The 13649-nt window shown below is 37.2% G+C and carries 13 protein-coding genes; 7 read left to right on the top strand and 6 right to left on the bottom strand.

The genetic code is table 11. The features are described from left to right. Window positions 1-62: 62 nt before the first annotated feature. The 6 genes from BCR25_RS09120 to BCR25_RS09095 are packed head-to-tail and all read left to right on the top strand — an operon-like array spanning window position 63 to window position 5251. Complete coding sequence (locus BCR25_RS09120; protein ID WP_069663302.1) at window positions 63-1532, top strand: BglG family transcription antiterminator; 1470 nt, start codon at window positions 63-65, stop codon at window positions 1530-1532. A 1-nt stretch (window position 1533) separates the two neighbouring features. Then, entirely contained in the window at window positions 1534-2013 is a 480-nt protein-coding gene (locus tag BCR25_RS09115) for a PTS sugar transporter subunit IIA (RefSeq protein WP_069663301.1), read from the top strand. 18 nt (window positions 2014-2031) lie between these two features. Continuing rightward, the gene (locus BCR25_RS09110) at window positions 2032-2343 is read left to right on the top strand and encodes a PTS fructose transporter subunit IIB (RefSeq protein WP_069663300.1); all 312 of its coding nucleotides are present in this window, start codon (window positions 2032-2034) and stop codon (window positions 2341-2343) included. A 14-nt stretch (window positions 2344-2357) separates the two neighbouring features. Next, window positions 2358-3446: a PTS fructose transporter subunit IIC gene (locus tag BCR25_RS09105; protein ID WP_069663299.1), complete on the top strand. Its 1089-nt coding sequence runs from the start codon at window positions 2358-2360 to the stop codon at window positions 3444-3446. Window positions 3447-3459: 13 nt separating this feature from the next. After that, window positions 3460-4314: a class II fructose-bisphosphate aldolase gene (locus BCR25_RS09100; protein ID WP_069663298.1), complete on the top strand. Its 855-nt coding sequence runs from the start codon at window positions 3460-3462 to the stop codon at window positions 4312-4314. Between the two features lie 37 nt (window positions 4315-4351). Continuing rightward, window positions 4352-5251: a ketose-bisphosphate aldolase gene (locus BCR25_RS09095; RefSeq protein ID WP_069663297.1), complete on the top strand. Its 900-nt coding sequence runs from the start codon at window positions 4352-4354 to the stop codon at window positions 5249-5251. Window positions 5252-5634: 383 nt separating this feature from the next. Here BCR25_RS09095 and BCR25_RS09090 read toward each other — a convergent pair whose 3' ends face one another. The 5 genes from BCR25_RS09090 to mnmE form a co-directional block, all read right to left on the bottom strand. Continuing rightward, window positions 5635-6711 carry a hypothetical protein gene (locus tag BCR25_RS09090; RefSeq protein ID WP_245792115.1) on the bottom strand — a complete coding sequence of 359 codons (1077 nt, stop codon included), beginning with the start codon at window positions 6709-6711 and terminating at the stop codon, window positions 5635-5637. Beyond that, entirely contained in the window at window positions 6701-7237 is a 537-nt protein-coding gene (locus tag BCR25_RS09085) for an RNA polymerase sigma factor (RefSeq protein WP_069663296.1), read from the bottom strand. Before BCR25_RS09085 ends, BCR25_RS09090 begins: the two co-directional genes overlap by 11 nt. Before the next feature lie 164 nt (window positions 7238-7401). Continuing rightward, entirely contained in the window at window positions 7402-8049 is a 648-nt protein-coding gene (locus tag BCR25_RS09080) for a hypothetical protein (RefSeq protein WP_069663295.1), read from the bottom strand. Window positions 8050-8598: 549 nt separating this feature from the next. Continuing rightward, a complete protein-coding gene (mnmG, locus tag BCR25_RS09075) occupies window positions 8599-10497 on the bottom strand; it encodes a tRNA uridine-5-carboxymethylaminomethyl(34) synthesis enzyme MnmG (protein ID WP_069663294.1) in 1899 nt (632 codons plus the stop codon). Between the two features lie 13 nt (window positions 10498-10510). Beyond that, entirely contained in the window at window positions 10511-11908 is a 1398-nt protein-coding gene (gene mnmE, locus BCR25_RS09070; RefSeq protein ID WP_069663293.1) for a tRNA uridine-5-carboxymethylaminomethyl(34) synthesis GTPase MnmE, read from the bottom strand. Between the two features lie 260 nt (window positions 11909-12168). Between mnmE and BCR25_RS09065 the strand changes: the two genes are divergently transcribed. Next, the gene (locus tag BCR25_RS09065; protein ID WP_069663292.1) at window positions 12169-12510 is read left to right on the top strand and encodes a heavy metal-binding domain-containing protein; all 342 of its coding nucleotides are present in this window, start codon (window positions 12169-12171) and stop codon (window positions 12508-12510) included. A gap of 358 nt (window positions 12511-12868) precedes the next feature. Here the strand turns inward: BCR25_RS09065 and jag are convergent, their stop codons facing one another. Continuing rightward, window positions 12869-13642, bottom strand: a complete 774-nt coding sequence (gene jag, locus BCR25_RS09060) for an RNA-binding cell elongation regulator Jag/EloR (protein WP_069663291.1) — start codon at window positions 13640-13642, stop codon at window positions 12869-12871. Window positions 13643-13649 lie beyond the last annotated feature (7 nt).

Here is a 13649-nt window from a genome sequence, read left to right as displayed (position 1 = left end):
GACACAACAATAAGTTTATACTCGAAAAAAGAATTTATAGTATAGATAAGGAGGTTGATAAGATGCAGCTAAGTAAAAGAGAACTTGTCATTATTGATTTATTTTTGAAGCATGATCTTTCACTGACGGCAAATCAATTAGCTTATTTTACCAACGTTTCTACCAAAACCATTTATCGAACAGTAAAAAAAATAAATGATCAGTCTGATTCCGGTGATTTAATTATTTCCGAGCCTAGTAAAGGGTTCGTTTTAGATTATGACCGATTTTTAAAAGAAAACGCCAAAGTTGGTCGAGGTATTCAAACAACTGATCCTTTAGAACGAAGAAATAGCGTTATGTTGAGGCTCCTTTTTAAAGCACCTAATAAGGTAGACATTCATTATCTATTTGAACCGTTCTATGTAAGTGATGCTGCTGTTAGTGGTGACATTCAGCGGATAACAGAATATTTAAAAACGTATCATCTTCAAGTAAAACGGTCCCAAAAGAAACTGTCCATTGAAGGTGCTGAACGGAATATCCGCAAGGCAGTACTTTCTATCATTGCAAAAGATAATTTGATTGATGATGTATTTACAATTGATGGTCAATTGATGAACGCATACGATATCGATTTTCTTACGTCATTGTTAGATTTTATCGATAAAATGCTCAAAACATCCATTACCTATCCCTACAATGTAAACATTTTTTCTCACCTGTATATTTTGGTGCAACGAACGCGAGAAGGGAAAATTCTTTTTAGCGAAGAACGTTTTCTACTGGATAGCGAAGAAGAAGAGCTCATCAAAAAAAATCAAGAACTCTATAGCTTGGCTTGCATCGTGATTGATAGAATTGAAGGCTATCTAGCTACCCCGTTACCAACGAATGAACGTTTTTTCTTATTTCAATACCTCATCTCCTCTCGTATTGAAAATCACAGTTCCCATATGATTGAAGAACCTGATTTAGCCAAAACTGTAGCCAAAGATTTCTTGGAAATCATTTCTGTGACGTTAGGGATCGAGTTAGCAATTACTGCAAATATTCAAGATCTCAAAAATCATATCGCTCCCTTACTCTATCGTTTAAAAAACGAAATTATTGTTAAAAATGGATTATTGAACGACATTTCATTGGAATATCCCGATATGTTCGAAACGGTTAAGGAAACTGCTCGTATCATCGAAAAAAGATATGACTTGATTTCCATATCAGATGATGAAGTTGGATTTCTCACACTATATTTCGTTAAATACCGAGAAATGATCAATCATCAAAAAAGGATCCTGATTATGTGTAGTTCAGGGGTGGGTACATCAGAATTGCTCAAAGTAAAAGTCAGTCGAGCTTTTCCTGATATCAATATCGTCGATGTTCTTTCTTCGCGAAAATATCAAAATAATATTGATGACTACAAAAACATTGACTTGATCCTAACAACTATCCATCTAAAGGAGAATCCAAACATACCGACAATTTTAGTCAACTCTATTTTTACAAAGCAAGATGAAGAACGAGTAAAAGAATTTTTAGGAGGCTTATAGCATGACAATCAGTGAAAATTTTAGTATTGCAGACGTCATCAACAAAGATCTAATCAATTTAGAATTAAATGCAAGCAACAAACAAGAAGCAATCTTGGAATTAACGCAAATGCTTTACAAAAAAGGCATTGTAACTAATGCGAAAGATTTCTCAAACGATGTATTTTATCGTGAAAACGAAGGAATGACTGGACTAGGTCAAGGCGTAGCTATTCCTCATGGAAAATCAGACAGCGTAATCAAAACATCTCTCGTCGTTGGACGAACCCAAGAACCAATCGAATGGGAATCTCTTGATGAAAAGCCGGTAACAATCATCATTTTATTCGCTGTAAAAAACACAGATGCGAATACAATGCATATTAAACTATTACAGAAAGTTGCTATGTTGTTAGCAGATGAAGCCTTTATTGAACAACTGCATACAGTTAATAGTAAAGAGGACATGTTGACCCTGCTGGCAAAAGATCCAACAGCATAATAGAAAGGAGGAAAGAAAATGAAAATCGTAGGCATCGCAGCTTGTACGTCTGGCATCGCACATACGTATATTGCTAAGGAAAAACTAATGAAAGCCGCCCAAGCTTTAGGACACACCGCCCATATTGAAACACAAGGAACCATTGGTACAGAAGATGAATTAACTGCTGAAGAAATCAAAGAAGCGGATGTCGTTATCATCGCAGCAGATATCAAAATTAGCGGACGTGACCGTTTCAATGGGAAAAAAATTGTTGAAGTCCCTACAAATATGGTTATAAAAGCTCCCAAAGGACTAATAAATAAAATTGCTGATGAATTAGAAAAATAAAGGAGGAAAAACTTATGTGGAAAAAGTTACAACTAAAAAAACATGCACTCACAGCTATCTCGTACATGCTCCCAGTTGTTGTAACAGCAGGTTTGCTTATTGCGATTGGAAATCTAACTGGCGGACAGGTCATCGCAGATTATAAAGCTGCTTACTCGATCCCCGATGCGTTGGTATCTTTAGGTGTGTTGGGGATGGGATTATTAGCACCCGTCATTTCTTCTGCGATTGCTTATTCGATCGCCGATCGCCCTGGAATTGGTCCTGGTTTATTTATGGGGTTGATTGCAAATAGTATTGGTGCTGGTTTTCTTGGCGGAATGCTGGGCGGTTATTTGATTGGATTCTTTATCAAATGGTTGGTAGCAAATTTGAAAGTGCCAAAATGGGCACAAGGGTTGATGCCAATGATGATCGTACCCGTTCTTTCAACTCTTATTATTGGGTTGTTGATGTTCTTTGTGATCGGTGTACCAATTGTTTGGCTAACAGAAGCAATGACAGATTTCTTAACAGGGCTTCAAGGTTCTGGAAAATTCTTATTTGGCACGATCATGGGCGGTATGGCAGCCTTCGACTTTGGTGGTCCAGTGAATAAAGTCGCTTCCTTATTTGCTGACGGACTCTTATTGGAAGGTGTACAAGAGCCAGAAGCGGTTAAGGTTTTAGCTTCTATGGTCCCTCCATTTGGCGTCACCATTTCATGGGTATTATCAAAAATATTCAATAAACGTAAATTTACAACAGAGGAAGAAGACAATATTAAGATCGCATTCCCAATGGGCTTATGCATGATTACAGAAGGCGTTATCCCTCTAGCTGCCGTTGATCCCCTTCGAGTGATCTTATCTTGTACAGTCGGTGCTGCAATCGGCGGTGGATTGAGCATGTCTTGGGGCGTAGGTTCACCGGTTCCATCTGGCGGCGTGTTTATTATTCCTGCTATGACTGATCCTTTGAAATTCACTCTAGCTTTATTGATCGGCTCTGCAATCACAGGTGTTCTATTATTTGTCTTGAAGAAACAGCCAGCAAACGACGTTTTATTAGATGAAAATATTGAAGAAGAAGAAATGGACTTTTCCGACATCAAATTCACATAAGGAGCAATTAACTATGTACGTTTCTATGAAAGGAATGCTTCAGCGGGCAAATGAGGGAAGATATGCAGTTATGGCAATCAATTGTTTCAACTTAGAAACAGCCAAAGCAGTGATTGAAGCTGCCGTTGAAATGCGTTCTCCCATCATTATCGACTTGTTGCAAGATCACTTAAAAGAGCATTTAAATCACCATTATTTGACAAAACCAATTATTCGAATGGCCAATAATGCCAGTGTCGAGGTCGCTATCAATTTAGATCACGGCAATGATATCGCCTTTGTTAAACAGTGTTTAAATGAAGGATTTTCTAGTGTCATGATGGATGCTTCCATGTATCCTTTGAAAGAAAATATCCGAATCACAAAAGAGATGGTAACTTTTGCCCAAGCCTATGATGCTAGCGTAGAGGCTGAGGTTGGCGATATGGGCGCCGTTTCTGGAGATCACTGGACTCGTGATGACATGTTCACAAATCCTGACGATGCGATTTACTTCATTCAAGAAACTGGAGTGGACTGCCTAGCCCTTTCTTACGGTTCTTCTCATGGTGATTATCCTGAGGGCTATGTCCCTGATTTTAGGTTCGATATCGTTGAAAAAATCAAAGCTGCTACAAACTTACCCTTAGTTTTACATGGAGGTTCTGGGGCTGGAGAGGATAATATCAAAAAATCTGTTGCACTCGGTATCAATAAAATCAATGTCGGCTCAGATTTCATGCGTGGACAGGTAGACGACATTATCGAACAGCTCAAAAAGAACCCACAAATCGAGTACCCTGACTTGATCCATCACACGGTTGCAGCCGGTAAGGAAGTCGTTAAGCGGTACATCAAAATTGCAGGTTCAGAAAATAAATCTATCTAAAGTATACTATAAAATAAAGAAAAAGAGGAATCTAATTATGTTAATTAATATGAATCAAATGTTAGAAATAGCTAAAAAGAATAAATTTGCTGTCGGAGCTTTCAATGTTGCAGATAGCAACTTTTTACGAGTCGTCATTGAAGCTGCTGAAGAAAATGATGCACCTGCAATCATTGCTGTTCACCCTACTGAATTAGATTTTACCAAGGATGAATTTTTCCAATATGCTGTTGAACGCGCAAAAAATAGTCACGTTCCTTTTGTCATCCATATGGATCATGGCGATAGCCTAGCAAGCATCATGCGTGCTATTCATTGCGGTTTTAGTTCCGTTATGATCGACGGTTCATTATTATCCTTTGAGGAAAACATTGCGATTACTAAAGAAGTAGTTGATGTTTGTCATAAAATTGGTGTTTCAGTTGAAGGAGAGTTAGGTACTATTGGAAATACTGGCACCTCAGTTGAAGGCGGCGTTTCAAAAGTTATTTATACGAAACCGGAAGATGCCAAAGAATTTGTTGAAAAAACAGGAATCGATACCCTAGCGGTAGCTATTGGCACAGCTCATGGAATCTATCCGAAGGATGTTAAACCTGAGTTAAAAATGGATGTGTTGGAAGCAATCAAGAAAGAAGTCGACATTCCTCTAGTATTACACGGCGGCTCAGCAAATCCAGATGGTGAAATTGCGAAAGCTGTTGAAATCGGCATCCAAAAAGTCAATATTTCGTCAGATTATAAATATGCTTTTTATAAAAAATGCCGTGAAATCCTAGCAACTACTGAACTGTGGGATCCAAATGCTATCTACCCAGAATGCATCATTGAAGCAAAAAAAGTCGTGAAACAAAAAATGGAACTGTTCAACTCAATTGGCCAAGCTAAAGTATATCGGACAGAAAATGTGAAACCTTGGAGAAGTGATTGGAATTAAACAACTGTTAACAAGTATATAATATGCAAGGAGACTGGAAAATAACTCTGCGAGTTACACTCCAGTCTCCTAAAAATGATAGAAGCAGAAATTATTTCTCGGATCTAATCACTTCTCAGCCACCTTGGATAGACTTGTTGTAATCTTTTTCAAAAATGCGCTCTTTTATAATTCTACTTTAACCAATGAAAATAAGTCTTTTTAAGTCGGATGGATATCTTACTATTAAGCCTTCTTTGGTGCTATTTTCGCGATTTTTCCTTGCTCGTTGTATTCAGTGTTTTCACAATCATTATCAGCTATTACGCATCATATGGGCTTTTTAACAAGTAAAAGAGATCAAAAATCATCATTATACGCCACAAGAAAATTTTTTTCATTATTTATTTGTTTTGAACCTCAAAAGAGCCTACTTCTTTGACAATCGTACCATATATATCTGACTCTTCAATCTTAACTTTATAAGTTGATACTTTATCTAAAGCACTTAAATCCAGCTCGATTTCTAACTTTTCCTGATCTAATTGCTTGAAATTAATATTTGAATTAGAGATCTCTACGCCATTCTTATATACTGTAATCTCAGGAGAATTCGGATACTCTATTGGAGCATTAAATGTGATTGTTGTTTGTAGTGCGTCGCTTTTAGATACAATATTTGTAACATTATTTGAATCAAGAACCTTTGTAACAGCTGTTTGATTGAGTGGTCGATAAGCAATATCAAAGCTCCAATCTCCCGTATATTCTAAAGATGTAGGAACACTAAATGGTTGAGGATTATCGGGATCAGCAAATGCCTTAGATTCTGCTACTTCATACTCGTCACGATCCATCCAAGCTAATCTATAAATGTGAAGACTTAGTTCTGCATTTTCAGGAATACTTTCCGTATCGAAAGTCGATATCACTGATCCATAAAAAACATCTCCATCTAATCTAAACGTTGAATAGGAATGTACACCTTGAAATAAGTCTTTATTATTCCCATTGACAAAAAGACCAATTTGAATATCTTGATGATCTGATCTAGCTGCTATATCCTTTTTTAGTAACTCTTTTAATTTTTCATCATCCACCTTAAACTGATAATCAAAAGCAAATTTTTTCTTTGTAGAAACAAATTTAGTTAACTTTATCTCTCGATCATTTTGAATACTTGTCAAATTGAGTTCAGTCGGTATTGCATTGTTCTCTACTGTTTTCACTCCAGAATCTCTTCCAATCCCCAATGCATTCTCTATTGCTACCCCTACTGGTGTTTTGGTTATTATTAGCAAAAGTGCTGCTGCAGCAACTAACACTGCAATGACACTTTTTTTAGAAAGAATTTTAAAATTTTTCTCTTGCTTAAATTTATTGTTTAGAATATTTTCTCTGTTGGATTCTAGCTTAGTTAGTACCTCATCTGGAATTTTTCGTTCGTTTTTAATTTTATCGATTATCTTTTTATCCATCATTTGATTCCTCCAATAAAATTCTCAATTTCATTTTTCCTCTTGCTAGTCTTGTCTTTACAGTATTTACAGATATTTTTAATTGTTCAGATATTTCTTTGATACTAAATCCCGCATAATAATATAGTATAAGTGGAATTCTGTAGATTTCTTCCAAGCCATTCAATTCTTGCTCTATATCAAATGTATTAATCATGTCTGCCTTATCAGATAGATACCTCTCTTCAGATTCTGAATGTGCTGTTTTTTTCTTCAAAATATCTTTTGCAATATTAGTCATTATTTGAAAAATCCAAGAATTGAACGCTTCTTCATTTTTTAATTTAGTTATTTTTGTCCATGCACGTATCTCTGTTTCTTGCATACAATCAGCCACATCTTCATCATTCAAAAGTATTTTATAGGCTGAATTATATAAAATGTCTTGATAGGCAGTACATAGCTCAATAAAAGCTTGAGAATTTCCTTTCTTAGCTTTTCTAACTAAATGGACATTTACATTTTTTGGCACTACTATTCCTCCCTTCATAATATAAGACTATAAATCTCCCTTAAAAGTTTCATCGAAAATATTTTTTTATTTTATATGTACTTTGTTTACCAGCAAAAAGACCAGAATAAGTATTATGAACTACTCTGGTCTTTTCTACCTAATAATTTAGATTACTTTTCATGTAGTAACAATAAACATGGCTAATATATATAGTATCGGCTTCCTTTGACAGGATTGTATGTTGCAAAATATCCTTGTAATTTTGCTGACCCACTTTTTGAAGGAAAATATACCCAGTCTAGATTTGCGCCGACCTCATGTCTACGTAAGAAACTATTATTCCCTGGAATCACAGTGTAAAAATAGAAAGAATCTTTTGTAGCTCTTATACCAAATTTAGGGTTTGCATTGTAATCCCTAAATTTAAATTGAGCTCCACTGTATCTCCAACCTGATCCAGAAAATTCTTTTGAATTATATGGAATCCATGCGGTTTGGTTATCTCTAGGTGCCCCAGCAGCAAATGGCATGAATGGAGGTAAGGTTTTTTCAGTAGTCTCTATTACCTCTACATTTTTTATTGAGCTAAATACTTCATCATAAATCTCCTGCGTAGGTTCTTCAATATTTAAATCTTGTATTTCTCCTTCAAGTGCTTCTATTACTTCAAGTGAACCTTCTTGAGTCATTATTCCGTCTATCTCTGGATTATAAATCAAGCCAGTTCCCTCTTCAACATTCTTTTTCATACTTTCATATGAAGCTGCTTCAGAAGTATGTGCACTCAAAATTAATCCCATACACCCAACAACACTAAATAACGTTACTTTTTTTAATAAGTTACTCATAATATCTCCCCCTTATTTTTCGATAAGCAAATAATAACAAATGAAAAACTATATGTAAATTATTAATATTATAAAATAATTTATTATTAATTAAAAGTAATGTTTAACATAATTTTCGTATGGAGTATAACTTTAAATTTGTCACTCTTCAATTAACACACTGTCGCAACACCCTTACAGTATTATCATATTCATTAGCAAATCTGATTGGACGCTCTTGCTTTTGTTGGACTAAGCAATGGCTTATAAATGGAAAAACCACATCATCCAACAAAAACTTTCTCTAGGTCTAAGAGATAAGCATGTTGAGAACAACGTGATTTTTAGTAATTCTGTTTTATATCGTGATCGTTAATATCTTTACAAGTCTTACTCTACTCATGTAAACAAATCAACAAAAATCACAACAGATATTTATATCAAGGTAACGCAAACAAAGCAAGATGAAACTGCCGAAAAATTTCCTCAATATATGGCGTTTTAAAAAAGTTTATTCAATAAAGTTTTGGTGTATATTGAACTCCCTGTAAACATTGGTATATAAGTATTCTAAGGCTTAACCTTCGCTATCTTGCCTTGTTCAATATACACCATCAATATCGAGATATCAGCCGGATTTACTCCGCTGATTCGGCTTGCTTGGGCAATAGTTTCTGGTTGGATTTTTTGTAGTTTTTGTTTTGCCTCTGTTGCTAGTCCATTAATCGCGTCGTAATCGATGTTTTCTGGAATGCGTTTGGCTTCCATGCGTTTTAATTTATCGACTTTCTCTAATGCTTTTTTGATATAGCCTTCATATTTGATTTGGATTTCTACTTGTTCGATGACTTTTTCATCTAGTTTTTCATCAGCTGTAGGGATGAATTGAGTCACTTCGTAATAGGTCATTTCTGGGCGTTTTAAGAAGTCACTTGCTAGAACGCCATCTTTTAGCGGTACAGATCCTTTCGCCTCTAAAAAGGCTTGTACGTCCGCTGTAGGCTTCACTCTGACTGAACTTAGACGAGCGATTTCTGCTTCCACTGCTTTTTTCTTTGCAAGATATGCTGTATACTGCTCTTCTTTCACTAAACCGATCTCATGACCTTGTTCTGTTAAACGCAAATCGGCATTATCATGACGTAAAATCAAACGATATTCTGCTCTTGATGTTAGTAAACGATAAGGTTCATTTGTTCCTTTTGTTACCAAATCATCGATCATCACACCGATATAACCATCACTACGTTTCATGACGAATGGTTCTTTTCCTTGGACTTTCAAAGCAGCATTGATCCCAGCGATCAAGCCTTGACCAGCAGCTTCTTCATAGCCGCTTGTTCCGTTGGTTTGACCAGCAGTAAAGAGATTTTCAATAATTTTTGTTTCCAATGTTGGACGTAGTTGATGGGGTACGACTACATCATACTCGATAGCATAACCTGTTCGCATCATTTCAGCTTTTTCCAAGCCTGCAATTGAGTGAAGTACTTCTGTTTGCACATCTTCTGGTAATGATGTTGACAATCCTTGCACGTAAACCTCTTCCGTATTCAATCCTTCAGGTTCTAAAAATAACTGATGACGCGGCTTGTCAGAAAAACGAACGATTTTATCCTCGATCGATGGACAATAGCGGGCGCCTACACCTTCCACGATTCCTGTAAACATTGGTGCACGATGGAGATTTTTCTGAATGATCTCGTGAGTTCCTTCGTTTGTATAAGTCAACCAGCAAGAACGCTGTTCCAAATTATAAGCATCATCTGGCGTGCTAAAGCTAAAATGATTTGGTTTTTCATCGCCAGGTTGTTCTTCTGTTACCGAATAATCGATGGTGCTTGATTTTACACGCGGAGGAGTTCCTGTTTTAAAACGATCCATTTCTAGTCCTAATTCTTTTAAATGATCTGCTAAACCGATCGAAGGTAATGAATTATTTGGCCCAGAAGAATATTTCAATTCACCAATAATGATTTCCCCGCGCAAAGCAGTTCCAGCAGTAATGATCACCGCACTGCTATGGTATTCAGCGCCAGTGGTTGTAACTACACCTTGACAGAGGCCGTCTTCTACAATCAGTTTTTCAACTACTCCTTGACGTAGTGTTAGGTTCTCTGTTTTTTCGATCGTGTGCTTCATTTCTGAAGCATAGGCGTGTTTGTCTGCTTGGGCGCGCAAGGCGCGAACCGCAGGACCTTTTCCTGTGTTCAGCATCCGCATTTGGATGTATGTTTTGTCTATATTACGACCCATTTCTCCACCTAAGGCATCGATTTCTCTGACTACTACACCTTTGGCTGGTCCGCCGACAGAAGGGTTACAAGGCATAAATGCCACCATATCTAAATTGATCGTTAAAAGGAGGGTTTTGCTGCCCATACGTGCGGAAGCTAGGGCGGCTTCTGAGCCAGCATGTCCTGCTCCAACAACGATTACATCATACGATTCTGCTTTAAATTGATTCATCGACTCTTCCTCTCTATTTTCCTAAACAAAATTGACTGAATAATTGAGTGATCAGTTCATCTTGGACACTGTCACCGACGATTTCACCTAAGAAATCCCAGCAACGCGTCATGTCCATCTGTACTAAATCGACTGGCATGCCAGCTTCTATTCCACGAATCACTTCGTCTAAAGCAATCGCTGCTTGATCCAATAGTGCGATATGACGAGTATTGGAAACATAGGTAGCATCTTTTTCGGCTGTTTGTCCACCGAAGAATAGATCAGCGATTTTTAGTTCTAAAGCATCCATTCCAGTATTTGATAAAACAGATACAGGTAAGATTTCTTCTTCTTTCACCAACTGTTTTAATTCTTCTTTGTCCAATACAGACGGTAAATCCATTTTATTTAATAAGATGATCCGTTTTAACCCATCAGTAGCTGTTAGTAAGTGTTTATCTTCTTCTGATAATGCTTCGTTCTGGTTTAAAACTAGTAAAATCAAGTCTGATTCTGCTAAAGCTTTGCGGCTGCGTTCTACACCAATCCGCTCCACGATGTCTTCTGTTTCACGAATCCCCGCTGTATCAATCAGTTTTAACGGAACGCCGCGTACATTGACATATTCCTCAATCACATCTCGAGTGGTTCCTGCAATATCAGTTACGATCGCTTTTTCTTCGCGTAACAAATGGTTCAGCAAGCTGGATTTTCCAACATTCGGCCGTCCAATGATTGCTGTACTCAATCCTTCACGTAAAATTTTTCCTTGTTTAGCTGTCGTCAATAATGCTTCGATCTGTCCTTTTACAAAGCCAGCTTTTTCCAGCAGTAATTTGGTTGTTAGCTCTTCGACATCATCGTATTCTGGATAATCGATATTGACTTCCACTTGTGCCAATGTTTCTAAAATTTCCTGGCGCAATGAACGAATCAACGTTGATAAATTCCCATCTAGCTGATCCAAAGCGACTTGCATCGCTCTATCTGTTTTGGCTCGGATCAAATCCATCACTGCTTCTGCCTGTGATAAGTCCATTCGTCCATTCAAAAATGCCCGTTTGGTAAATTCTCCTGGTTCAGCTAAACGCGCTCCTTCTCTCAATAACAGCTGCAGTAATTGATTGACGACAACGATCCCGCCATGACAGTTGATTTCAACGACATCTTCCCGGGTAAATGTTTTTGGTGCCCGCATAACAGAAACCATGACTTCATCTAATAAGTGATCGTCTTTTGGATCGACGATATGTCCATAGTGAATCGTATGAGTTGGTACATCCAGCAGCTGCTTGGTGCCTGAGCGGTACACTTTATCTGCGATCGTAATCGCGTCATCTCCACTTAAACGGACAATACTGATCGCCCCTTCGCCAGGCGGCGTGGAGATAGCTGCGATCGTATCAAATTCTAAGGTAACTTGTTGCATGAGTGACTTCCTTTCTTAAAAAATAGCCTATTTTATGTATATACTCATTTTTGACTACAAAAAAAGCGCCCACTCCACCCCTATTTTTTCAGGTTGGATCTAGCACTTTCACTGCATCAATTCCTATTTAATTCTGGACATAGAATAGCATAATTTCATTTTTTTCGCAAGATTATTTCTTTTCGACTTGTAGTGGTTAGCTTTGCATTTCTCACCTATTATCATTAAAATGAATATATCTAAGACAGGAGGTCTTTATCATGAGAAAAGGAAAAAAAGATGGATTATCTGCAGAGGAGTTAGAAAATCGTTTAAGCAGCATTACTTTATCAACTGGGAACGTCAATAAAAAATATATCGTTCGAGATATCGTTTTTGCGACAGATCGAATCGAAACAGATTTATTTTCACCAGATGTCAACGCTAATGAAGTATTCAGCGGTGTCTATCGCCAACTAAAAGAAATTGCTTTTGAATATGAAGCAGACGCGGTCATCAATTGTCATTTTGAAGAAAAATATGTAGAGTATCAAGGAAAATGGGTCGTGGAAATTTTTGCCTACGGTACTGTTGTTCAATTTACACAGACTACGATTGGCTAAATAAAAAAAACCTGATCCAAAAGAACCAGGCCGGAAGAAGCACGAATGCTTCAACTACTTTATCATCGTATTTTGTACGTTGATAAGAATGATTTCGTCTTAAAATATACTTTGTTTGACTGTGTTTGTCAATGTATTTTTTAGATAACGACACTCAATTAGCTAATTAATGAGGATGGGACAGAAGTGTTTAATCCCGAGAACCAGGTAGGTACTGTTCTACATCAGCTCGTGCCTCACTGTGTTTCACAGCAATTTCAGCTTATTTCCGAAGTGATTGCTTCTGCTCCCACCGTTTATTCGGATTACAAGTGAGTGGGACATGACTCGAAGAGTTATGTCCCACTCATTTTTTCTATTAAAAATGTTTTTTTGCAGGTTCAACCACTAAATAGCGATACGGTTCATCACCTTCTGAATGAGTTTGGATCTGATCGTCTTTACTTAGGGTAAAGTGAATTTGTTTTCTCTCAAAAGCAGGCATAGGTTCAAGAAAAACCGGACGACCTGTTTGTTTGACTTTTTCAGCTGTTCTTTCTGCTAATCGTTGTAAAATCGCTTGGCGTTTTTCACGGTAATCACCAACATTGACAACAACTGATAACTTATTAGCAGCTACACGGTGTACAAATACTTGTGCTAAGTATTGCAGAGCATTTAGTACACGACCATGTTTTCCAATCAAAATTCCTTGCTTATCTGTATCTAAATGGAAGATCAGCAACCCTTCACTGCGTTCTAAACGAACCAATGCGGGTGCGTTCAATTCTTTTGAAATTGCCGTTAAATATAAGGCTAATTCAGTAATTGCTTCTTCATCTTCAAGATTTTCCAAAAGTTTCGGTTCAGAGGTGTTAGCCGTTTGGGCAGACAGCAATTCTTCAACCGCAGCTTCTGCTTTACTCTCCTCGTCTGTCACAATAATATCTTCAACGACTTCTTCTACAGCTTCTGATATCTGTTCACTGACCGTAGGTTCGATCGAAACTTGTGCAAGCTTTTTACCAAAGCCTAAAAACCCTTTTTTGGCATCTGAGATCACGTTGATCTCTACTTCTTCTTTTGTCAAATTCAGTGCGTGTAAGCCCTTAGTTGTTGCTTCTTCGATTGTGTTTCCCTCATAAACCGGCACCCGGAAA

It is taken from the genome of Enterococcus termitis (assembly GCF_001730305.1).
GTDB classification, from domain to species: domain Bacteria; phylum Bacillota; class Bacilli; order Lactobacillales; family Enterococcaceae; genus Enterococcus_L; species Enterococcus_L termitis.
Note: the sequence above shows the minus strand (reverse complement) of the source record. Positions and strands in the feature narration are given on the sequence as shown.

Excerpts from the sequence above, each read along its gene's own strand:
- BCR25_RS09120 (WP_069663302.1), top strand. The coding sequence starts at position 63 with ATGCAGCTAAGTAAAAGAGAACTTGTCATTATTGATTTATTTTTGAAG.
- BCR25_RS09115 (WP_069663301.1), top strand. The coding sequence starts at position 1,534 with ATGACAATCAGTGAAAATTTTAGTATTGCAGACGTCATCAACAAAGAT.
- BCR25_RS09110 (WP_069663300.1), top strand. The coding sequence starts at position 2,032 with ATGAAAATCGTAGGCATCGCAGCTTGTACGTCTGGCATCGCACATACG.
- BCR25_RS09105 (WP_069663299.1), top strand. The coding sequence starts at position 2,358 with ATGTGGAAAAAGTTACAACTAAAAAAACATGCACTCACAGCTATCTCG.
- BCR25_RS09100 (WP_069663298.1), top strand. The coding sequence starts at position 3,460 with ATGTACGTTTCTATGAAAGGAATGCTTCAGCGGGCAAATGAGGGAAGA.
- BCR25_RS09095 (WP_069663297.1), top strand. The coding sequence starts at position 4,352 with ATGTTAATTAATATGAATCAAATGTTAGAAATAGCTAAAAAGAATAAA.
- BCR25_RS09090 (WP_245792115.1), bottom strand. The coding sequence starts at position 6,711 with ATGATGGATAAAAAGATAATCGATAAAATTAAAAACGAACGAAAAATT.
- BCR25_RS09085 (WP_069663296.1), bottom strand. The coding sequence starts at position 7,237 with ATGAAGGGAGGAATAGTAGTGCCAAAAAATGTAAATGTCCATTTAGTT.
- BCR25_RS09080 (WP_069663295.1), bottom strand. The coding sequence starts at position 8,049 with ATGAGTAACTTATTAAAAAAAGTAACGTTATTTAGTGTTGTTGGGTGT.
- mnmG (WP_069663294.1), bottom strand. The coding sequence starts at position 10,497 with ATGAATCAATTTAAAGCAGAATCGTATGATGTAATCGTTGTTGGAGCA.
- mnmE (WP_069663293.1), bottom strand. The coding sequence starts at position 11,908 with ATGCAACAAGTTACCTTAGAATTTGATACGATCGCAGCTATCTCCACG.
- BCR25_RS09065 (WP_069663292.1), top strand. The coding sequence starts at position 12,169 with ATGAGAAAAGGAAAAAAAGATGGATTATCTGCAGAGGAGTTAGAAAAT.